The sequence below is a fragment of the Streptomyces sp. NPDC111628 genome, from assembly GCF_055635195.1.
On record NZ_JBVKBZ010000002.1, the window covers coordinates 715,900 to 737,066 of the forward strand.

General features: G+C 71.7%; 14 protein-coding genes. 9 read left to right on the top strand and 5 right to left on the bottom strand.

From position 1 onward, the window contains the following. Positions 1–17 precede the first annotated feature (17 nt). The gene (locus tag ACZ7MF_RS10880; protein WP_471475845.1) at positions 18–935 is read right to left on the bottom strand and encodes a LysR family transcriptional regulator; all 918 of its coding nucleotides are present in this window, start codon (positions 933–935) and stop codon (positions 18–20) included. 71 nt (positions 936–1,006) lie between these two features. On the opposite strand from ACZ7MF_RS10880, the gene ACZ7MF_RS10885 reads away from it, so the two are divergent. Next, a complete protein-coding gene (locus ACZ7MF_RS10885) occupies positions 1,007–1,468 on the top strand; it encodes a tautomerase family protein (RefSeq protein WP_471475846.1) in 462 nt (153 codons plus the stop codon). A gap of 19 nt (positions 1,469–1,487) precedes the next feature. On the opposite strand, the gene ACZ7MF_RS10890 is transcribed toward ACZ7MF_RS10885, so the two are convergent. Next, entirely contained in the window at positions 1,488–2,537 is a 1,050-nt protein-coding gene (locus ACZ7MF_RS10890; RefSeq protein WP_471475848.1) for a LacI family DNA-binding transcriptional regulator, read from the bottom strand. 138 nt (positions 2,538–2,675) lie between these two features. On the opposite strand from ACZ7MF_RS10890, the gene ACZ7MF_RS10895 reads away from it, so the two are divergent. Genes ACZ7MF_RS10895 through ACZ7MF_RS10910 form a run of 4 tightly spaced genes read left to right on the top strand, consistent with a single transcriptional unit; the run spans position 2,676 to position 8,152 of the window. Continuing rightward, positions 2,676–3,980 (top strand): ABC transporter substrate-binding protein, encoded by a 1,305-nt coding sequence (locus tag ACZ7MF_RS10895; RefSeq protein ID WP_471475849.1) that lies wholly within the window; start codon positions 2,676–2,678, stop codon positions 3,978–3,980. A gap of 10 nt (positions 3,981–3,990) precedes the next feature. Next, entirely contained in the window at positions 3,991–4,947 is a 957-nt protein-coding gene (locus tag ACZ7MF_RS10900; RefSeq protein ID WP_471475851.1) for a carbohydrate ABC transporter permease, read from the top strand. Further along, the gene (locus ACZ7MF_RS10905) at positions 4,944–5,762 is read left to right on the top strand and encodes a carbohydrate ABC transporter permease (protein ID WP_471475852.1); all 819 of its coding nucleotides are present in this window, start codon (positions 4,944–4,946) and stop codon (positions 5,760–5,762) included. The genes ACZ7MF_RS10900 and ACZ7MF_RS10905 overlap by 4 nt, the downstream gene beginning before the upstream one ends. Continuing rightward, positions 5,759–8,152 carry a beta-xylosidase/alpha-l-arabinosidase gene (locus tag ACZ7MF_RS10910; protein ID WP_471475854.1) on the top strand — a complete coding sequence of 798 codons (2,394 nt, stop codon included), beginning with the start codon at positions 5,759–5,761 and terminating at the stop codon, positions 8,150–8,152. Before ACZ7MF_RS10905 ends, ACZ7MF_RS10910 begins: the two co-directional genes overlap by 4 nt. 56 nt (positions 8,153–8,208) lie before the next feature. Here ACZ7MF_RS10910 and ACZ7MF_RS10915 read toward each other — a convergent pair whose 3' ends face one another. Both ACZ7MF_RS10915 and ACZ7MF_RS10920 read right to left on the bottom strand, forming a co-directional pair. Further along, positions 8,209–8,781 carry a dihydrofolate reductase family protein gene (locus tag ACZ7MF_RS10915; RefSeq protein ID WP_471475855.1) on the bottom strand — a complete coding sequence of 191 codons (573 nt, stop codon included), beginning with the start codon at positions 8,779–8,781 and terminating at the stop codon, positions 8,209–8,211. A 39-nt stretch (positions 8,782–8,820) separates the two neighbouring features. After that, positions 8,821–10,521 (bottom strand): PucR family transcriptional regulator, encoded by a 1,701-nt coding sequence (locus tag ACZ7MF_RS10920; RefSeq protein WP_471475857.1) that lies wholly within the window; start codon positions 10,519–10,521, stop codon positions 8,821–8,823. Between the two features lie 151 nt (positions 10,522–10,672). Between ACZ7MF_RS10920 and ACZ7MF_RS10925 the strand changes: the two genes are divergently transcribed. The 4 genes from ACZ7MF_RS10925 to ACZ7MF_RS10940 all read left to right on the top strand — a co-directional run bounded on the left by ACZ7MF_RS10925 (position 10,673) and on the right by ACZ7MF_RS10940 (position 18,812). Further along, positions 10,673–11,935, top strand: coding sequence for an aspartate aminotransferase family protein (locus tag ACZ7MF_RS10925; RefSeq protein WP_471475858.1), 1,263 nt, complete (start codon positions 10,673–10,675; stop codon positions 11,933–11,935). Positions 11,936–12,089: 154 nt separating this feature from the next. Next, the gene (locus ACZ7MF_RS10930; RefSeq protein WP_471475860.1) at positions 12,090–13,529 is read left to right on the top strand and encodes an NAD-dependent succinate-semialdehyde dehydrogenase; all 1,440 of its coding nucleotides are present in this window, start codon (positions 12,090–12,092) and stop codon (positions 13,527–13,529) included. Between the two features lie 58 nt (positions 13,530–13,587). After that, positions 13,588–15,033 (top strand): argininosuccinate synthase, encoded by a 1,446-nt coding sequence (gene argG, locus ACZ7MF_RS10935; protein ID WP_356865825.1) that lies wholly within the window; start codon positions 13,588–13,590, stop codon positions 15,031–15,033. Positions 15,034–15,416: 383 nt separating this feature from the next. After that, positions 15,417–18,812: a CARDB domain-containing protein gene (locus ACZ7MF_RS10940; protein ID WP_471475861.1), complete on the top strand. Its 3,396-nt coding sequence runs from the start codon at positions 15,417–15,419 to the stop codon at positions 18,810–18,812. 51 nt (positions 18,813–18,863) lie between these two features. On the opposite strand, the gene ACZ7MF_RS10945 is transcribed toward ACZ7MF_RS10940, so the two are convergent. Next, positions 18,864–21,146 (bottom strand): hypothetical protein, encoded by a 2,283-nt coding sequence (locus tag ACZ7MF_RS10945; protein WP_471475863.1) that lies wholly within the window; start codon positions 21,144–21,146, stop codon positions 18,864–18,866. Positions 21,147–21,167: the final 21 nt, after the last annotated feature.

A 21,167-nucleotide genomic window follows, 5' to 3' on the forward strand; every position in this document is an offset into this window, starting at 1 on the left:
GACACCGACCCCGCGCGTCAGCCGGCCAGGTCGGCGGCGCGCCTTCGCAGGGCGTTGACCAGTGACCCGGCGGGCGCCGTGAGCCGGCCGGGCAGCGACACCAGGTCGATGCGTCGTACTTCCTCCGCGACGCCCGTGACGTCGACGAAGCGTACGCCGTCCGGGACCACGGGCAGCAGCGCCGGTGAGGCCGTGGTGACGCCCGCCCCGGCCGCGACCAGGTGCAGCTTGGTCAGCCAGTCGCGGGCGGTGTGCGCGATGCGGGGTCGGCCGGGCAGCCCCGGCCAGACGCCGAGCAGCGGCTCGTCCGCGCTGCCGGGACCGGCGATCCAGGGCTGCGCGGCGATGTCCTCGACGTCCGCGGTGCCGCGTTCGGCGAAGCGGCTGTCCGCCGGCACGGCCAGGGCCAGACGCGTCTCCAGCAGGGGTTCGACGTGCAGGGGAGGGTCGTCCGTGTCGGGCGAGCGGTGCGGGGGCCGTGAGGTCAGGAGAGCCAGGTCGAGGGTGCCACTGCGCAGCGCGCGCACCAGTGCGGGTGTGCTCCCCTCCCGCGTCGTCACCCGCAGACGGGAGTGTTCCCGGCGCAGTGCCGACAGGGCGTCGGCCACGAGCACCGCTCCGGCGGCCGGAAAGTACCCCAGCCGGACCCGGCCGGTGGCGTCCCGCACCCCGCGCAGTTCCCGGTCGGCCGCCTCCAGGGCGTCGAGCGCGGCGACGGCGTGGCGCAGCAGGGCGCGGCCCGCGCCGGTCGGCCGGACACCGCCGGGGAAGCGGTCGAACAGGCGGGCTCCCGTCGCCTGTTCCAGCGCGGCCACCTGCCGGGAGACCGCCGACTGCGTGAAGCCGAGGCTGTGCGCGGCCGCGGTGAAGGTGCCGCGCTCGGCCACCTCACGCAGCACCCGCAGCCCGGCCAGTGTCACATCGGCCATGCCCATGAGGCGACAGCATATCCACCATGCCGAACATTCGCTGTCGGAATGCCTGCCCGGCTCCTAGCGTCGGCGCCATGCCTCTGATCACCGTTTCCCTGCGGCAGGGAACCACGCCCCAGTACCGCCGCCTCGTCTCCGAGGCCCTCCACAAGTCCATGGTCGACGTGCTGAAGATCCCGCAGGACGACCAGTTCCACGTCTTCCACGAGGTCGCGGACGACAACTTCGTCATACAGCCGGTCGTGTTCGGCCTGCGGCGCACCCCGCGCACCCTGTTCATCCAGTTGTCGTTCAACCGGCGCGGCGCGGAGCAGAAGGCGGAACTGTTCCGGGCGATCGTCGCCAACCTCCGGCTGTACGCGGACGTCCCCGAGGAGGACGTCATGCTGGTGGCCTTCGAGACGGCGAGGGAGAACTGGTGGGCCGCCGGCCGCGTCGTCGACCCCGCCACCGGCTACGACGAGCGCATGACCGACGTGCCCGACCTGCCCGACCTGCCCAGTGTGCATGGCGCGCCCGAGGACCCGGGCCGGTAGGAGCCGCCGCGGTTCGCCGTCAGGTGTCCGCGCCGCCGGGCGCAGCGGGAGCCCCGCCCGCTGGCGCCGTGCTCTGCCGTACGACGAGATGCGTGGCCAGTTCGATGCGCCGGCCGGCCCGGCCGGGCTCGTCCGGACGGAAGAGCATGCGGGTGGCCTCCTCGGCCATGTGCCGCAGCGGCTGGTGGACGGTGGTCAGCGGCGGGCTCGACCACTGGGCCAGCGGCACGTCGTCGTAGCCCACGACCGAGAGGTCCTGAGGGACCCGCAGGCCCCTGACGCGGGCCGCCTCCAGCACCCCGAGCGCCTGGAGGTCGCTGCCCGCGAAGACCGCCGTCGGCCGGTTGGGACCCGCCAGCAGGTCCATGCCGTGCTCGAAGCCGCTCTCCACGCTGTAGTCGCCGTACCGGACCAGGGCCGGGTCGATCGGCAGGCCCGCCATCGTCATCGCCGAGCGGTAGCCGTCCAGCCGGGCCAGTGAGCACAGCATGTCCTCGAACCCCGTGATGATGGCGACGCGTTCGTGTCCGTGGTCGGTGAGGTGACGGGTGGCCGCCAGGCCCCCGGCCCAGTTGGCCGAGCCGACCGACGGGACGTCGGGGTCGGGGTCGCCGGCCGGGTCGACGATGACGAAGGGGATGTTCCAGGACCGCAGCCGCTGCTTGACCTCGGCGGGGAGCGAGGAGAAGACCAGTACCACGCCCAGCGGCCTGCGCCTGAGCACGCCGTCGATCCAGTCCGGCGCGGGTGCGTGCCGGGTGCCGCTGCGGGTGAGTACGACCTCGGTCCGGTTGGCCTTGGCGACGTCCTCCACACCCCGGACGAGTTCCATCGCCCAGACGCTGTCCAGCTCGTGGAAGACGAGTTCGACCAGCGGCGAGCGCGGCGGGCTCGCGTTGCGCCGACGGTAGCCGTGCACCTCGAGAAGCCGCTCCACCCTGGCCCGGGTGGTGCTGGAGACATCCGAACGACCGTTGAGGACCTTCGAAACTGTCGGAGGAGAGACCCCCGCCTCTTTCGCCACCTCGGCCAGGGTCACCCGGGCGCCCACCTCAACTTCATCGTGCATGCAGGAAGGATAGGCCATGCGATCGATAACGTTTTGAGTCGGCAGCCGCACGGCCATTGACCAGAAATCCGGTCTCACTTTACTGTCCGACCAGCATGGACTTTCGGTGATGGTGCCGAAACTTTCGAAAGGCGAACGATGAAGACACGTGCGCGCTTGCCCAGACTGGTCGCCACCAGCGCGACGCTCGCCCTGGCGCTGAGCCTGTCGGCCTGCGGTGACGGGGACGGCGGGGCGTCGTCGAACGACGGCAAGATCCATGTCCTGGTCTACGGGGACGCCAGCAACAAGGTCGAACAGCAGATCGTCGACACCTTCAACAAGACGTCCGACGTCAAGGCGGTGCTCGACACCATCCCCGGTGCCGACTACCAGACGAAGCTCCAGACGATCATCAACACCCCGCAGGCCCCGGACGTCTTCTTCAACTGGGGCGGGGGCAGCATCAAGCCGTTCGTCAAGGCGGACCTGCTGCTGCCGCTCGACGACTTCATCAAGAAGGACCCGGGCCTCAAGGACAAGTTCCTCCCGTCCGTCTTCAACAGCGCCGTCGTCGACGGCAAGCCGTACGGCATACCGATGCGCGGCACCCAGCCGGTCCTGCTCTTCCACAACAAGAAGGTCCTCGAGGACGCGGGCGTCCAGCCGCCGAAGACCTGGGACGAGCTGCTCGCCGCGGTGGACAAGCTCAAGGACGCGGGTGTCACCCCGATCGCGCTCGGCGGCGGCGACGTGTGGCCGACCCAGATGTGGTTCCAGTACCTCTACGACCGCATAGCCGGTCCCGAGCTGTTCGCCAAGGCTGTCGGCGGCGACAAGAGCGCCTGGGAGAGCGCGGACAGCAAGAAGGCCCTGGACATGATCAAGGAGCTCGTCGACACCGGCGCCTTCGGCAAGAACTACGACTCCGTCAAGTACACCAACGGCGGCTCGGTCCAGCTCGTGGCCTCCGGCAAGGCCGGCTTCGAGCTGATGGGCTCCTGGTACTACTCCCAGCAGCTCACGGACCACAAGGAGTTCGCCGAGAAGGACCTCGGTTACACCGCCTTCCCGAGCGTCGAGGGCGGCAAGGGCGACCCGGGGAACGTCGCCGGCAACACCAACAACTACTACTCGGTGATGAAGAAGACCAAGCACCCCGAGGCGGTCGCCGAGTTCCTGAAGCTCATGTACTCCGACGAGTTCGTCAAGGCGCAGCTCGACATCGGCAACCTGCCGACCACCACCAACACCGACAAGTTCATCGACAGCTCGGGCACCCCCGAGTACTCGCGCTTCCAGTACGACCTCGTCGCCGACGCCCCGAACTTCCAGCTGTCCTGGGACCAGGCGTACCCGCAGAAGGCCAGCTCGGACATGCACAAGGCCATCCAGCAGTTCTTCAACGGACAGCTCGACACGGACGGCTTCATCAAGGCCATGCAGGCCCTCCCGACCGAGTGACGAACGGCTCATGACCACACACCTCACGAGCGAACGGCCCGCCGCCGGACCCCGCAAGGAGTCCCGGCGGCGGCCGCCCGCCGCGTCCGCGACGACGGTGGGCCGCCCCAGCTTCGCCTGGGCGGTTCCCGCCGCACTGTTCTTCGCCCTCTTCGCGATCGTCCCGCTGATCATGGTGGCGGTGCTGTCCTTCATGAGCTGGGACGGCATCAGCTCGCCCGAGTTCGTCGGCACGGACAACTGGTCGCGCCTCATCGACGACCCGGTGATGCTCAAGAGCATCTGGCTGACCCTGCTGCTCACCGTGCTCGGCGTGGTCCTCCAGACCCCGCTGAGCATCATGCTCGGCGTCTGGGCCGCCGGTCACCAGCGCAACCGCGCCGTCCTGTCGGTCATCTACTTCATCCCCCTGCTGCTGTCCGCGACGGCGGTGTCCGTGCTGTGGCGGGCGCTGCTCGACCCGAACTTCGGCATCCCGGCGGAGGCGACGTGGCTCTTCGGCGACGGCAACCTGTTCGGTGAACAGACCACCGCCATCGGGGTGCTGGCGTTCGTCAGCACCTGGCAGTTCACGCCGTTCCACACGCTGATCTACCAGGGCGCCGCCCGCGCCGTCCCGCCGGTGCTCTACCAGGCGGCGGAGATCGACGGGGCGGGCCGCTACCGGCAGTTCTTCCACATCACCCTGCCGCAGCTGCGCACCTCCATGATCACCTCGATGATCCTGATGATCGTCGGCGGCCTGACCACGTTCGAGACGGTCCTCATCCTGACCCAGGGCGGCCCGGGCACCGACACCACCATCAGCGCCTACTACATGTACGACAAGGCCTTCAAGAGCTTCGACTACGGCATCGGTTCCGCGATCGCCCTGGCCCTGGTCGTGGCGGCCACGATCATCTCGCTGATCGTCGTCCGGGTCTCCGGCTACGACAAGATGCGCAGCTCCATGGAGGGTGTGTCATGAGGCGCCGACCCAACTACGTGGCCGGCGTCGGCTCGCTCGTCTGGCTCTTCGTGGTCGGACTGCCGCTGTTCGTGCTGCTCGCCGCGACCCTGCGCACCCGCCAGGACTACGCCGAGAACGGCCCGGTCTCGCTCCCGGACAGCTTCACGCTGGACAACTTCACCGGCGCCTTCGACTCCGGCTTCGGCCAGTACTTCTTCAACACGCTCGTCGTCACCGCCTGCGTGATCGGCATCGTGCTGCTGCTGGTCCCGCCGCTCGCCTACGCCATCGTCCGCAGCCGCGGCAGGGCCACGTCGGCGATCTTCCGGCTGTTCCTGCTCGGCCTCGCCATCCCGGCCCAGGCCGTGATCGTGCCGATGTTCTACCTGATCAGCGAAGCCGGGCTGTACGACAACCTGCTCGGCGTCATCCTGCCCACGGCCGCGTTCTGCCTGCCGATGTCCGCGCTCATCCTCAGCGGTGCGATGCGGGACATCTCCCCGGAGCTGTACGAGGCCATGGCGATGGACGGCGCGAGCCCGCGGCGCATGTTCTTCCAGCTCGTCGTGCCGCTGTCCCGCGGGGGACTCTCCACGATCGTGGTGTTCTCCGCACTCCAGGCGTGGAACGGCTTCCTGTTCCCGCTGGTGCTGACCCAGTCCGAGTCCACCAAGGTGGTCACCCTGGGTCTGTACAACTTCCAGACCGCGCACGGCATCGACATCCCCGGTCTGCTGGGAGCCGTGGTGCTGTCCATGGTGCCCATCCTGCTCGTCTACCTGTTCGCCCGTCGTGCCCTGATCCAGGGGCTGATGGGTGTCGGAGGAAAGTGACTGCCGACGTGGCCGTAGAGACCACCCCCGAAATCCCCCTCTGGAACGACCCCACCCACCCCGTCGCCACCAGAGTCGACGCGCTCGTCGCCGCGATGACCCTCGAGGAGAAGATCGCCCAGCTGTACGGAGTGTGGGTGGGCGCCTCCGACCAGGGCGGCGAAGTCGCCCCGCATCAGCACGACATGGAGGAGGCCGTCGACCTCGATGCGCTTCTCCCCACCGGACTGGGCCAGCTGACCCGCCCGTTCGGCACGGTCCCCGTCGACCCCGCGCTGGGTGCCCTCTCGCTCATGCGCAGCCAGGCCCGCATCACGTCGGCCAACCGGTTCGGCATCCCCGCCCTCGCGCACGACGAGTGCCTGGCCGGCTTCGCCGCCTGGGGCGCCACCGCCTACCCCGTCCCACTGTCCTGGGGCGCCACCTTCGACCCGGACGCGGTGTGCCGGATGGCCGCCGCCATCGGCCGCGACATGCGGTCCGTCGGCGTCCACCAGGGCCTCGCGCCCGTCCTCGACGTGGTCCGCGACGCCCGCTGGGGCCGGGTCGAGGAGACCATCGGCGAGGACCCCTACCTCGTCGGCACCATCGGCACCGCGTACGTCCAGGGCCTGGAGTCCACCGGGATCGTCGCCACCCTCAAGCACTTCGTCGGCTACTCCGCCTCCCGCGCCGGCCGCAACCTCGCCCCGTCGTCCGTGGGCGCCCGCGAGCGGGCCGACGTCCTGCTGCCGCCGTTCGAGATGGCGGTCCGCGAGGGCGGCACCCGCTCCGTCATGCACGCCTACACCGACATCGACGGCGTACCCGCAGCGGCCGACGAGACGCTGCTGACCGGGCTGCTGCGCGACACCTGGGGCTTCGAGGGAACGGTCGTCGCCGACTACTTCGGCATCGCCTTCCTCAAGACCCTGCACGGCATCGCCGCCGACTGGGCCGACGCCGCGGGCGCCGCGCTGGGGGCGGGCGTGGACGTCGAACTGCCCACCGTCAAGACGTTCGGCGCACCGCTCGTCGAGGCGGTCACCGAGGGCCGGGTCCCCGAGGCGCTCGTCGACCGGGCGCTGCGCCGCGTACTCGGCCAGAAGGCGTTGCTCGGACTGCTCGACCCGGACTGGAGCCCGGTCCCGCCCGCGCTCGACGGGGTGGACCTCACGGACCCGGAGGCGCTGCGCGGCCGGATCGACCTGGACCGGGCCGAGAACCGGGAACTGGCCCGCGAGATCGCCGAGAAGGCGGTCGTCCTGCTCACCAACGACGGCACCCTGCCGCTCGCCCGGCCCCGCCGCATCGCCCTGGTCGGCCCCAACGCCACCGAGGCCACCGCCGTACTCGGCTGCTACTCCTTCCCGCGGCACGTCGGGGTGCAGCACCCGGAGGTCCCGGTCGGCATCGACCTGCCCACCCTGCACGACACCCTGACCGCCGAGTTCCCCGACGCCGACATCACCGTCGCCCGCGGCACCGGTGTCGACGACGGCGAGGTGTCCGGCATCGGCGAGGCGGTGGACGCGGCCCGGGACGCGGACGTCGTCGTCGCCGTACTCGGCGACCGCGCGGGCCTGTTCGGCCGGGGCACCAGCGGCGAGGGCTGCGACGCCGAGTCCCTCACGCTGCCCGGCGCCCAGCAGCAGCTCCTCGACGCGCTGCTCGACACCGGCAGGCCGGTGGTCACCGTCCTGCTCGCCGGACGGCCCTACGCGCTGGGCCGCGCCGCGGCCGAGTCCGCCGCGATCGTGCAGTCGTTCTTCCCCGGGGAGGAGGGCACCGCCGCGATCGCCGGCGTGCTCGGCGGGCGCACCAGCCCCTCCGGGAGACTGCCCGTCAGCGTGCCCGGCAGCGCGGGTGCCCAGCCGACCACCTACCTGGGGGCGCGGCTCGCCCAGGCCAGCGAGGTGTCCAACATCGACCCGTCGCCGGCCTTCGGTTTCGGGCACGGGCTCACGTACACCACGTTCGCCTGGAGCGACCTCGAAGCGCACACCAAGGAGGCGCCGACCGACGGAGCGTTCGCGCTGGAGCTCACCGTCCGCAACACCGGCGAACGGCACGGCACCGAGGTGGTGCAGCTCTACCTGCACGACCCGGTCGCCTCCGTCGTCCAGCCGGTGCAGCGCCTCATCGGCTACACGCGGGTGCCGCTGGCCCCCGGCGAGGCCCGCAGGGTGCACGTCGAGGTGCCCGCCGACCTCGCCTCCTTCACCGGCCGCGACGGCCGCCGGATCGTCGAACCGGGCGACCTGGAACTGCGGTTCGCCGCGTCCAGCACCGAGCCGCGGCTGACGGCGACGGTCACGCTCACCGGAGCGGAACGGCGGGTCGACCACACCCGGCGACTGCACGCCGTCTTCGCGCAGGAGACCGTGGAAGGTGCCGCCGAGGGCGCCTGAGCACAGCCCATGGACGGCGAGCGGTGGTCCCTGGGGACCACCGCTCGCCGGGCGGTTCAGCGGACGACGTCGAAGACGTTCTTCTGCAGGCCGTTGGCGTAGACCTCGTGCTCGACGAGCCTCAGCCGCTGCGCGTCCTTGTCCGTGTCGCTGAACAGCCGCTTGCCCGCGCCGAGGAGGAGCGGGAAGACCAGCAGGTGGTAGCGGTCGATCAGCCCGGCGTCCGACAGGCTCCGGTTCAGGGCGGCGCTGCCGTGGACGATGATGGGGCCGCCCTCGCCCTCCTTCAGCGCGGCGACCTCGTCGAGCGAGCGCAGGATCGTCGTCTCGCCCCAGTTCGTGACCAGGTCGTCATCGGTGAGGGTGGTGGAGACGACGTACTTCGGCATCGTCCGGTACTCGGGGAACTCCGCCATGTCCGGCCACACCGGGCTGAACGCCTCGTAGCTGACCCGGCCGAGGAGCAGTGCCGCGGCTTCGCTCTGCTCCCGGCCCTTGATCTCGTACGCCTCGGGGAGGAAGTCCACGAGCTTGAAGGTCCAGCCGGAGTTCCGGTAGCCGGGCTCGCCGCCGGGGGCCTCCACGACACCGTCGAGCGAGACGAAGGCGGTGCTGATCAGAGTACGCATGGGGAGTTCCTCAACGTTTCGTTTCCGGACTGTGTACCACTACGACCGCGGGCCGGGGGGAAACTCATCGGTCCCCGGCCCGGTCCCGATCGGCGGCGGGGCGACCGGGGGTGCCCGCAGCGCGTCGACGGCGTGCAGGGCGGCGTGGAGTTCGGTGCGCTGCTCGCCGGACTCCAGGTCGCCGCCGAGCAACCGCTCGATGGTGCGCAGCCGTTGGTAGACGGTCTCCCGGGACAGACCCGCCGAGCGGGCGGCCACCGTCTTGTTGCCCGCAGCGTCCAGATAGCCGCGCAGGGTCGCCACCAGGTCGGTGCCGTGCCGGGCGTCGTGGTCGAGCAGCGGGCCCAGCCGCCGTTCCGCGTAGTCCTGGACGCGCGGGTCGTCGCGCAGGGCGTACAGCAGGCGGCGCAGGCCGATGTCGGCCCGCTCGTGGAAGGAACGGCCGGCGGGGAGGGGCCGGCCGGGCTCGGTGGCCTCGGCCACCCGGGCGGCCTCCCGGAACGAGCGGGCCACATCGGCGAGGTCCCCGGCCGGCGCACCCACGCTCACCGTCGCGCCCGGGGCCGCGTCCAGCGCGGCGCGGGCCACCCGCTCGACGGTCTCGCGCCACGGCCGGGCCGGGCGCAGCGCCAGCAGCACGCCGAGCCGGCCGGGGGACAGGAGCCCCACGAGGGCCGCTGCCCCCGTGGCGGTCAGCTCCTCGGAGAGCCGGAACTCGGTGGCCTCCCCGTCCCGCTCGGGCGGCAGGTCCGCGAGGACCGCGACCAGGCGGACGTGTTCCGCGGGCAGCCCCAGGGCCGCGACGCGGGCCCGTGCGTCCGCGGGGGAGCGGTGACGCTGCTCGACCAGGTCGCGCAGGGCGTTGCGGTGGGCGGTGCGCTCCCACGGCGTGGGACGGGTGAGGCGCGCGATGGTGAGCGCCATCGCGGTCCGCTCCAGCACCGTGACGTCCTCGGGCCCGCAGTCCCGGCCGGGGAGCGCGGCGGGGAGCGTGCGGGGGAGCATGACGACGCGCCCCCACCGCTCGCCCTGGTACTCCACCGGGGCCGCGAGCCAGCCCTCGGGACCGGAGACCCCCGCGCGGTCGGTGGCGGGCGTGGTGCGGGAGCGCCGCTCCCAGTCCGTGAGCGCGGCCTGGGCCGTGGTCCCGGAGGGCTCGCAGGCCAGCGCCCGGTGCACCAGGTTCTCCAGCACGACCGTGCGGCCGCTCATCTCCGCCGCGGCGCGCAGCACCTCCTCGGGGCCCGCGCCGCGCAGGGTGAGGGCGGTGAACGCCTCGTGGACACGCTGGGTCCGGCGCATCGCGTCCGCCTGGTGGCCGAGGATCAGGGTGTGGACGACCTGGGTGACCTCCAGGAAGTTGACGTCCCTGGCGAGCGTGACGAGGGGCAGTCCGCGCGCACGGCAGGCCCGGACCAGGGCGTCGGGCGGCCGGTGATAGCGGCGTACCAGCTCCATGACCAGGGCGGCGGCACCGACGGCCGCGAGTTCGTCGACGTAGCGGCGGACCCCGGCCCAGTCGTCGGGCAGGGGCATGCCGGTGGTGAGGACGAGTTCGCCGCCCTTGAGGAAGGAGGCGGGGTCCGTCAGTTCGGTGACGTGGACCCAGCGGACCGGGCGGTCCAGGTGCTCCTCGCCCGCCACCACCCGCGGATCGCCACCGGCCAGGACCGGCAGGGCCAGCACGTCGGCCACGGTGGGCGGCCGGCCCGCCGGGCCGGGCTGCCGGTTCTCGCTCACGGTGCCTCCCTGGGCACCCAGGCTACGCCGAACGCCTGACACATCGTCCGGACACGCTGCCCCGGCCGGACAGATCACGCGTTGCCGTGCCCGCCGGGGCGGGAAGGCTCGGGGGACCGCAGGACACCGACGAACAGGCCGGGAGACGAGCATGACCGCACTGTCGCCGCACCTTCGCCAGGCCACCCCCGTGGTGGCCGTCCGGGGCGAGGGCGTCCACCTCGACGGCGAGGACGGCCGCCGCTATCTGGACTTCACCGCCGGCATCGGCGTCACCAGCACCGGCCACTGCCACCCCAGGGTCGTGGCCGCCGCCCAGGAGCAGGTCGCCACCCTGGTCCACGGCCAGTACACGACCGTCATGCACCCGCCGCTGCGCCGCCTGGTCGACAGGCTTGGCGAGGTGCTGCCGCCGGGACTGGACAGTCTGTTCTTCACCAACTCCGGCAGCGAGGCGGTCGAGGCCGCGCTGCGCCTGGCCCGCCAGGCCACCGGACGGCCCAACGTGCTGGTCTGCCACGGCGGCTTCCACGGCCGCACGGTCGCCGCCGCCTCCATGACCACCTCCGGCACCCGCTTCCGGTCCGGGTTCTCGCCGCTGATGAGCGGCGTGGTCGTCACCCCCTTCCCGACGGCCTTCCGCTACGGCTGGGACGAGGAGACCGCCACCCGCTTCGCCCTGAAGGAACTCGACTACACCCTCCAGACGATCTCCTCACCCGCCGACACCGCCGCCGTGATCGTCGAACCGGTGCTCGGCGAGGGCGGGTACGTCCCCGCGAACCGCGCCTTCCTCCAGGGCCTGCGGGAGCGGGCCGACCGCCACGGCTTCCTGCTGATCCTCGACGAGGTGCAGACCGGCGTGGGCCGCACCGGCCGGTTCTGGGGCCACGAGCACTTCGGTGTCGCCCCGGACGTCCTCGTCACCGCCAAGGGCCTCGCCAGCGGCTTCCCGCTCTCCGGCATCGCCGCCCCCGAGGAGCTGATGCGCAAGGCCTGGGCGGGCTCGCAGGGCGGCACGTACGGCGCCAACGCGGTCGCGTGCGCGGCGGCCTGCGCCACGCTGGACGTCGTACGCGACGAGAAGCTCGTCGAGAACGCCGGGGCGATGGGTGCCCGGCTCCGCCACGGCCTGGAGGCGGTGGCGTCCCGGAACCCGGCCATCGGCGACGTACGGGGGATGGGGCTGATGCTGGCCAGCGAGTTCGTCACCGAGGACGGCGAGCCGGACCCGGAGACCGCCGCCCGGGTGCAGCGGGCCGCCGTCGACGAAGGACTGCTCCTGCTGCTCTGCGGGGCCTGGAACCAGGTGGTGCGGATGATCCCGGCCCTGGTGATCGACGAGACGGCGGTGGACGAGGGCCTCCGGGCCTGGGCCGCCGCCGTCGAGGCCGGGACGTCGGGGGCGGCGTGACGCCGACGGCCGCCGCGCACCACCGCACCGCCTGCACCGCACGAACGGCCTGCCCCGTATGCACGGCCCGCCCCGCACGCACCGCCTGCCCCGCACGCACCGCCTGCACCGACCGCCCCCTACGCACGACGCACCGGCGATCAGGAGGGACCCCATGACCGACACCCCCACGCAGCTGTTCCTCGGCGGTGGCTGGGCGGACGCCGCGGACGGCGCCGTCATGCCCGTCGACGACCCCGCGACCGGCGAGATCCTCGCCCATGTCGCCGACGCGGGCCCGGGGGACGCCCGGCTCGCCGAGGAGGCGGCGGTCCAGGCGCAGGAGGAATGGGCCCGGACGGCGCCGAGGGCGCGCAGCGAGATCCTGCGCCGGGCGTACGAGCTCGTCCTGGAGCGCACGGACGCACTGGCCCGCCTGATGACCTCCGAGATGGGCAAACCGCTGGCGGAGGCCCGGGGAGAGGTCGCCTACGCGGCGGAGTTCTTCCGCTGGTTCTCCGAGGAGGCCGTCCGCATCGACGGCGGCCACGGCGTCCTGCCCGACGGCCGCAACCGCATGCTGCTCTCCCGGCGCCCGGTCGGACCGTGCCTGCTGATCACGCCGTGGAACTTCCCGCTCGCCATGGGCACCCGCAAGATCGGCCCGGCGATCGCGGCCGGTTGCACGATGGTGCTCAAACCGGCACCCCAGACCCCGCTCTCCAGCCTGGCCCTGGCGGCGATCCTCAAGGAGGCGGGTCTGCCGGACGGGGTGCTCAACGTCGTCACCACGTCCAGGGCGGGGGAGGTCTGCGAACCGCTCCTGCGCGGTGGGCGCATCCGGAAGCTGTCCTTCACCGGTTCGACGGCCGTGGGGCGGCTGCTTCTGGCACAGTGCGCGGACACCGTCGTGCGGACCTCGATGGAGCTGGGCGGCAACGCGCCGTTCGTGGTCTTCGACGACGCGAACCTCGACGCGGCCGTGGACGGCGCGATGGTCGCCAAGATGCGCAACATGGGCGAGGCGTGCACCGCCGCGAACCGCTTCTTCGTGCACCGCTCGGTGGCGGGGGAGTTCGCCGACCGGCTGGCCGGGCGGATGGGAGCACTCGTCGTGGGCCCCGGTACGCGGGACGGCGTCGACGTCGGCCCGCTCATCGACGCCGCCGGGCGCGCCAAGGTCGAGGAACTGGTCGCCGACGCGGTGGAGCGCGGTGCCCGGGTGCTGGTCGGTGGCACCACGCCGGAGGGTCCCGGCCGCTTCTACCCGCCCACGGTGCTCACCGACGTCTCACCGGACAGCCGCCTGATGACGACGGAGATCTTCGGCCCCGTCGCGGCGATCCTCACCTTCGACGACGAGGACGAGGTGGTCCGCCGCGCCAACGACACCCCCTGGGGGCTCGTCGGCTACGTCTTCACCGACGGCCTGGACCGCGCCCTGCGGGTCAGCGAACGCCTGGAGGTCGGCATGGTCGGGCTCAACACCGGCCTGGTCTCCAACCCCGCCGCGCCCTTCGGCGGCGTCAAGCAGTCGGGGCTCGGCCGGGAGGGCGGCCGGGTCGGGATCGAGGAGTTCCTGGAGTACCAGTACGTGGCGCTGCCGACGGGGTGACGCAGACGACGCGGGACGAGGCTTTGCATGGTCATGCGTAATCATGCATACTCTTCCTATGTCCAAGGTCCTCACCTCCCTCCCCACCGGCGAGCGCGTCGGTATCGCCTTCTCGGGCGGCCTCGACACCTCCGTCGCGGTCGCGTGGATGCGTGACAAGGGCGCCGTCCCGTGCACGTACACCGCCGACATCGGTCAGTACGACGAGCCCGACATCGCCTCGGTGCCCGACCGTGCCAAGACGTACGGCGCCGAGGTCGCGCGCCTGGTCGACTGCCGCGAGGCGCTGGTCGAGGAGGGCCTGGCCGCGCTCACCTGCGGGGCGTTCCACATCCGCTCGGGCGGGCGCGCCTACTTCAACACCACGCCGCTGGGCCGTGCCGTCACGGGCACCCTCCTCGTCCGGGCGATGCTGGAGGACGACGTCCAGATCTGGGGCGACGGCTCCACGTTCAAGGGCAACGACATCGAGCGGTTCTACCGGTACGGCCTGCTCGCCAACCCGCAGCTGAGGATCTACAAGCCCTGGCTGGACGCGGACTTCGTGACGGAGCTCGGCGGCCGCAAGGAGATGTCGGAGTGGCTGGTCGCCCACGACCTGCCCTACCGGGACTCCACGGAGAAGGCGTACTCCACCGACGCCAACATCTGGGGCGCCACCCACGAGGCCAAGACCCTGGAGCACCTCGACACCGGCGTGGAGACCGTGGAGCCCATCATGGGCGTGCGGTTCTGGGACCCGTCGGTCGAGATCGCGCCCGAGGACGTGACCATCGGCTTCGACCAGGGCCGCCCGGTGACGATCAACGGCAAGGAGTTCGCCTCCGCGGTCGACCTGGTCATGGAGGCCAACGCCGTCGGCGGCCGGCACGGCATGGGCATGTCCGACCAGATCGAGAACCGGATCATCGAGGCCAAGAGCCGCGGCATCTACGAGGCGCCCGGCATGGCCCTGCTGCACGCCGCCTACGAGCGTCTGGTCAACGCCATCCACAACGAGGACACCCTCGCGCAGTACCACACCGAGGGTCGGCGCCTGGGCCGGCTGATGTACGAGGGCCGCTGGCTCGACCCGCAGTCCCTGATGATCCGCGAGTCGCTGCAGCGCTGGGTCGGCTCGGCGGTCACCGGCGAGGTCACCCTCAGGCTGCGGCGCGGCGAGGACTACTCCATCCTCGACACCACGGGCCCGGCGTTCAGCTACCACCCGGACAAGCTCTCCATGGAGCGCACCGAGGACTCCGCGTTCGGCCCGGTGGACCGGATCGGCCAGCTGACCATGCGCAACCTGGACATCGCCGACTCCCGCGCCAAGCTGGAGCAGTACGCCGGTCTCGGTCTCATCGGCACCGCCAACCCCGCCATCGGCGCCGCCCAGGCCGCCGCGACCGGGCTGATCGGCGCCATGCCGGAGGGCGGCGCGCAGGCCATCGCCTCGCGCGGCGAGGTCTCCGCCGACGACGAGCTGCTGGACCGCGCCGCGATGGAGTCCGGCACGGACTGACCCCTCGTCCCCTGTCCGAGGGGACCCCGCACCGGCAAGGGCCGGCCCGACACCTCAGGGTGTCGGGCCGGCCCTTCTGTTTCTCTCCATCGTGCACGACTTGCGTGCTTTGCAAGCTTCCAGCGACCCACTCTGCTCACTCAAGAGCTTCATTGCCAGTTCAAGTGCTACGCAAGGATGCCGCAAACAACGCAAGCGGTTTACGTGCCAACTCCGGCCTCAGTCGCGACCGTTGACAAATACATGACGCGCTAGAAACCTGATGACGCACTTTCCGCAAAGAATCGACTGTCCTGCTCAATTGGCGCGCAGATTCGGTGCTTCCCCCCAACTGCCGGGCCGCCGCGCCCTCCCCGACTCCCCACGGAACAGAGGACACACCCATGAGACGGAGATCTCTCGGCCGGCGGACGCTCACGGGCGCCGCCGTCGCCGGGCTGATGACCCTCGGGCTGCTGCCACTGCCCCTCGCCGCCACCGCGCAGGCGGCGACGGCGCCGGTGACGGCCGCCGCCGACGTCAACCTGGCCCTCGGCCGCCCCGCCGAGGCGGGCGGCTCGCACGGCGCCTACCCGGCGGGCAACGCCACCGACGGACAGCAGGCCACCTACTGGGAGGGGCCGGCCGGCACCTTCCCCGAGTGGCTCCAGGTCGACCTCGGCACCGCCCGCGACGTCGACCGGGTGGTCCTCAAACTGCCCGCCGGCTGGGAGAACCGCACCCAGACGCTCTCCCTGCGGGGCAGCACCGACGGCTCCACGTTCCACAGCCTCGACGGCTCCGACGGACGGGCGTTCGGCCCGGCGCAGGCGGGCACCGTGGCCATCGACCTCGACTCACCCTCCGAGGCCCGCTACGTCCGCGTCGACATCACCGGCAACACCGGCTGGAACGCCGCGCAACTGGCCGAACTGGAGGTGTACGGAGACGACGTCGACACCGGGCCGCCGCCCACCGGCACCAACCTCGCCCGCAACAAGCCCGCCGAGGCCACCTCCACGACCCAGAACTACGTCGCCGCCAACGCCACCGACGACTCCACCTCCACGTACTGGGAGGCCGCCGGCAACCCGGCCGACCTCACCGTGAAGCTCGGGGCCGACGCCGACGTCAGCGGTGTCGTCGTCAAGCTCAACCCCGACCCGGTGTGGTCCGCCCGCACCCAGAGCATCCAGGTGTTCGGACGGGCGCAGGGCGAGAGCGGCTTCACCTCGCTGCGCGAGCGCGCCGACTACGCCTTCAGCCCGGGCCGGGACAACGCGGTGACCATCCCGGTCAGCGGCCGGGTCTCCGACGTACGGCTCCGGTTCTTCTCCAACACCGGGGCATCCGGCGGCCAGGTCGCCGAGTTCCAGGTCCTCGGCACCGCCGCGCCCGCGCCCGACCTCACCGTCACCGGCCTCGACTGGTCGCCCGCCGCGCCGAACGAGCGCGACGAGGTCACCGTCAACACCACGGTCCGCAACGCCGGCACCGCGGCCTCGGCCGCGACCACCACCGAGGTCACCGTCGAGGGCACCACGGCCGGCAGCGCCGCGGTCCCCGCGCTCGACCCCGGCGAGTCCGCCGAGGTCGCCGTCGCCACCGGCACCCACGCGGCCGGCAGCTACGCGGTCGCCGCCGTGGCCGACCCGAAGGACACCGTCGCCGAACTGGACGACACCAACAACAGCCGCTCCGCCACCGACCGACTCGTCGTCGACCGGGCACCCGGACCCGACCTCGAAGTGCGCTCCGTGACCACCAACCCGGCCAACCCGGCGGTGGGCGCCGAGGTCTCCTTCACCGTCGCCGTGCACAACCGCGGCACCAGCGCCGTCGAGGCGGGCTCGGTGACCCGGGTCCAGGCCGGCTCCACCACCCTGGACGGCACCACCGGGCAGGTCGCGGCGGGCGCCACGGTGAACGTGCCGGTCGACGGCACCTGGAAGGCGACCGGTGGCGGGGTCACCCTCACCGCCACCGCCGACGCCACCGCACGGGTCGCCGAGACCAACGAGAACAACAACGTGCTCGCCAAGTCCCTCGTCGTCGGACGCGGCGCCGCCGTGCCGTACACCGAGTACGAGGCGGAGGACGGCCGGTACGACGGCACCCTGCTCAGCACCGACGCCAAGCGGACCTTCGGGCACACCAACTTCGGCACCGAGTCCTCGGGCCGCGAGTCCGTCCGGCTCGACTCGACCGGCGAGTACGTCGAGTTCACCTCCACCACGCCCACCAACTCCATCGTGGTGCGCAACTCCATCCCCGACGCCCCCGGCGGCGGCGGAGCCGAGGCCACCATCAGCCTCTACGCCGACGGCCAGTTCGTGCAGAAGCTCAACCTGTCGTCCAAGCACAGCTGGCTCTACGGCAGCACCGACGACCCGGAGGGCCTCACCAACCGGCCCGGCGGCGACGCCCGGCGCCTCTTCGACGAGTCCCACGCACTTCTCGACCGGACCTTCCCGCAGGGCACCGAGTTCCGCCTCCAGCGCGACTCGGGCGACTCGGCCGCCTATTACGTCATCGACCTGATCGACCTGGAGCAGGTCGCGCCCGCCAAGGCCAAGCCCGCCGAGTGCACCTCCATCACCGAGTACGGGGCCGTCCCCGGCGACGGACTCGACGACACCGACGCCATCCAGCGCGCCGTCACCGACGACCAGAACGGCAGGATCGACTGTGTCTGGATCCCCGCCGGACAGTGGCGCCAGGAGCAGAAGATCCTCACCGACGACCCGCAGAACCGCGGCCAGTACAACCAGGTCGGGATCAGCAACGTCACCGTCCGCGGCGCCGGCATGTGGCACTCCCAGCTCTACACCCTGACCCCGCCGCAGGAGGCCGGCGGCATCAACCACCCGCACGAGGGCAACTTCGGCTTCGACATCGACGGCAACACGCAGATCTCCGACCTCGCCATCTTCGGCTCGGGCACCATCCGCGGCGGCGACGGCAACGCGGAGGGCGGCGTCGGGCTCAACGGCCGCTTCGGCAAGGACACCAAGATCAGCAACGTGTGGATCGAGCACGCCAACGTCGGCGTCTGGGTCGGCCGCGACTACTCGAACATCCCCGAGCTGTGGGGCCCCGCCGACGGCCTGGAGTTCACCGGCATGCGCATCCGCGACACCTACGCGGACGGCATCAACTTCTCCAACGGCACCCGCAACTCCACCGTCTACAACTCCTCCTTCCGCACCACCGGCGACGACTCGCTCGCGGTCTGGGCCAACAAGTACGTGAAGGACCCGTCCGTGGACATCGGCCACGACAACCACTTCCGCAACAACACGATCCAGCTGCCGTGGCGGGCCAACGGCATCGCGGTGTACGGCGGTTACGGCAACACCATCGAGAACAACGTGGTCTCCGACACCATGAACTACCCCGGCATCATGCTCGCCACCGACCACGACCCGCTGCCCTTCTCCGGGCAGACCCTCATCGCAGGCAACGCCCTGCACCGCACGGGCGGCGCGTTCTGGAACGAGGACCAGGAGTTCGGTGCCATCACCCTCTTCGCGCAGGGCCAGGACATCCCGGGGGTGACCATCCGGGACACCGAGATCCTCGACTCGACCTACGACGGCATCCAGTTCAAGACGGGAGGCGGCGCGATGCCGGACGTGAAGATCCAGAACGTCCGCATCGACAAGTCGAACAACGGCTCCGGCATCCTCGCGATGGGCGGCGCCCGCGGCAGCGCGACCCTGACCGACGTCACGATCACCAACTCGGCCGAGGAGGACGTACAGATCGAACCCGGCTCCCAGTTCAAGATCAACCAGTAGGAACCGAGCAGCAGGAGCCCGACCGGTAACAGCCGACCAGGCCGGAGCCGGTCACCAGGGGACCGCCCGGCGGCGCGGAGCACCACCGCGCCGCCGGGCTTCCGCCGCGCCCGGGATCCGGCCGGGGGTGCGCTCGACCGGGACGCGGGGGTCGTCCTCGACGCGTTCGGCGTTGAGCTCGTTCACCGCGCCGAGCGCGTCGCCGATCGTCGCGTAGTCCACCGCGATGAAGTTGACCGGTCTGCCGCGCTGCCGTTCACAGGTGTGCGCCCGCTCCAGCACCCGCTGCCGCGAGTTGACGACCCCGGCGTCCAGCCGCAGCCCGCCGCCCGCCGTGACGAAGTGGTTCAGCAGGAACAGCCGCTTGTCCGAGCCGCCCCGGTTGGGCAGGCACGACATCTCGTCCGGGCTGCGGAAGGCGAACGGCGTCTCCATGCCGTACCGGTAGAGGTTGCGGTACCAGGGCGCGGGTCCGTCCGCCTTCTCCGCGAAGACGACCAGCCGCCGGCCGCTGTCGATCATGTCCCCGAGCTTCGGCCACGGCCGGTCCGGGTCCCGGTCCGGCTCGTACAGCAGGTCCGAGAGACCGGCCCGGACGAAGGCGTCCTGCGTCGTCACCGCGCCCACCCCGTCCTGGAGGATCAGCGTGACGATCTCCGTGGGGTTGTCGCGCAGCCACTCGCCGATCTGCCGCAGCGTCGGTTCCAGTTCGAGGGCCCCGGCGCCGCACACCGAGTGGCACAGCCACAGGCCCGGATGGGGCGGGTTCACCCGTTCCAGGATCGCGGTCAGCCGACGGCGCTCGGCGGGGGAGAAGTCGGAGGTGCTCAGCCGCTCCGCGACCTCCTCGGGCCGCTCCCAGCGGTGCGTGTCGAGCAGCAGGACCCGCGAACCGGCGCCCAGCTGACCGACGATGTCCGGGTCCTGGAGGGGACCGATGAACCGGTCCGCCGTCGTCGCCATCGCGTTGTGCGACGCGAGCTGGGCGATCTCGTCGTAGCGGGCGTCGCACAGCTCGGCACTGCCCTGGCAGATCCGCGGGGAGGAACCGCTGATCGCCACCGGCGCCAGCATCGTCCCGACGAGGGCGACGGCGGTGACGGTGAAGGTCAGCGCCGGAACGTGCCGCGGATCGGTGAGGACCGGCACGCTGGGCCGAGTCTGCCAGACCCAGCCGACGGTGATCAGCAGGGCGCCCGCGGCGAGCAGGATCACCGCGACGACGACGGCGGTGGTCAGCAGCCGGTCGAGCGCGGCGGCCTGCACGTCGGCGAGCAGCCCCGTGGCCGCCGGCGGCCAGGACGTCGGGGTGCCGAACAGCGTGTCGCCCAGCGTGAGCCGCAGCACGAGCACGGTGAGCGCCATGAGCGAGGCGGCGGCGGCCGGCACCCAGCCGAGCGGAATCAGCCGGCGCTTGGCGGGCGACGGCGTCAGGAACCACAGCAGGGTGAGCGCGGCGGCGCACAGCACGGCCGCCGCCGGTTCCACCACTTCCTGGAAGAGCCGGGTGACCTTGCGGGCACGGTCCAGCGGAGCCAGTGCCTCGGTCCCGGGCTCGACGTCGACGGTCACCACCCACGTGCCCCGCTTCGCCTCCCGCAACAGCTCCTCGGCCGCGTCCCGGACCTGGTCGGTCAGGGCGACCGGGGCGATCGCGGCCAGGGCGGCGGCCACGTCGCCCCGGTCCAGGGCCGTCATCACGGTCGATCTGACGCCGTCGCGCGTCGCGCCGTCCGGCACCAGCCGCATCAGCGCGTCCGTGGCCGCGTCCGCCTGGCTGTGGGAGAGGGGCAGCGTCGGCAGCTCGTCCAGCGGCGCCTCACCGGCCACCACCCGTGCCACCAGCTCACTCAGGTGCTGCACGAAGGCCTGGAAGTCGGGTTCGGACCGCTTCTGCAGCGCCGCGACGGCATCACCGAAGTACGCCTGGCTGAGCCGTTCGACGTTCGCGACGACGGGCTCCAGATCGACCGTGATCCGCAGCCGCTCGCGGTCTCCCTCCAGATAGTGGACCATTTCCGCGATCTGGCCCTCGCCCATGGTCCGCAGCGTCTCGGGCGGGACCACCACCTTGAGGTTCGAGGTGATGGTCGACTGCGGAACGGGCAGCCGCTCCAGCAGGTCGCTGGTGAACGGCGTACTGCGCGGGTCCACCAGCACCTCGTCGTAGAAGCGCTGATAGGCGTGCTCGTCCTCCAGCACCTGGCCGTAGAAGCCGGGGTCCAGCACCGTGCTGCGGACGACGGCCGCCGCGGCCAGGACGGTCAGGCTCAGCACGGCCACGCACCAGACCAGCACCCCGACCCAGGGCGAGCGCCGAACCAGTGCGTTCATGGAACCATTCTCGTATCAGCC

What these genes read in the sequence shown, in the direction of transcription:
- ACZ7MF_RS10895 (WP_471475849.1), top strand. Translation starts at nt 2,676, where the DNA reads ATGAAGACACGTGCGCGCTTGCCCAGACTGGTCGCCACCAGCGCGACG.
- argG (WP_356865825.1), top strand. Translation starts at nt 13,588, where the DNA reads ATGTCCAAGGTCCTCACCTCCCTCCCCACCGGCGAGCGCGTCGGTATC.
- ACZ7MF_RS10945 (WP_471475863.1), bottom strand. Translation starts at nt 21,146, where the DNA reads ATGAACGCACTGGTTCGGCGCTCGCCCTGGGTCGGGGTGCTGGTCTGG.
- ACZ7MF_RS10915 (WP_471475855.1), bottom strand. Translation starts at nt 8,781, where the DNA reads ATGCGTACTCTGATCAGCACCGCCTTCGTCTCGCTCGACGGTGTCGTG.
- ACZ7MF_RS10940 (WP_471475861.1), top strand. Translation starts at nt 15,417, where the DNA reads ATGAGACGGAGATCTCTCGGCCGGCGGACGCTCACGGGCGCCGCCGTC.
- ACZ7MF_RS10880 (WP_471475845.1), bottom strand. Translation starts at nt 935, where the DNA reads ATGGGCATGGCCGATGTGACACTGGCCGGGCTGCGGGTGCTGCGTGAG.
- ACZ7MF_RS10890 (WP_471475848.1), bottom strand. Translation starts at nt 2,537, where the DNA reads ATGCACGATGAAGTTGAGGTGGGCGCCCGGGTGACCCTGGCCGAGGTG.
- ACZ7MF_RS10900 (WP_471475851.1), top strand. Translation starts at nt 3,991, where the DNA reads ATGACCACACACCTCACGAGCGAACGGCCCGCCGCCGGACCCCGCAAG.
- ACZ7MF_RS10885 (WP_471475846.1), top strand. Translation starts at nt 1,007, where the DNA reads ATGCCTCTGATCACCGTTTCCCTGCGGCAGGGAACCACGCCCCAGTAC.
- ACZ7MF_RS10925 (WP_471475858.1), top strand. Translation starts at nt 10,673, where the DNA reads ATGACCGCACTGTCGCCGCACCTTCGCCAGGCCACCCCCGTGGTGGCC.
- ACZ7MF_RS10930 (WP_471475860.1), top strand. Translation starts at nt 12,090, where the DNA reads ATGACCGACACCCCCACGCAGCTGTTCCTCGGCGGTGGCTGGGCGGAC.
- ACZ7MF_RS10905 (WP_471475852.1), top strand. Translation starts at nt 4,944, where the DNA reads ATGAGGCGCCGACCCAACTACGTGGCCGGCGTCGGCTCGCTCGTCTGG.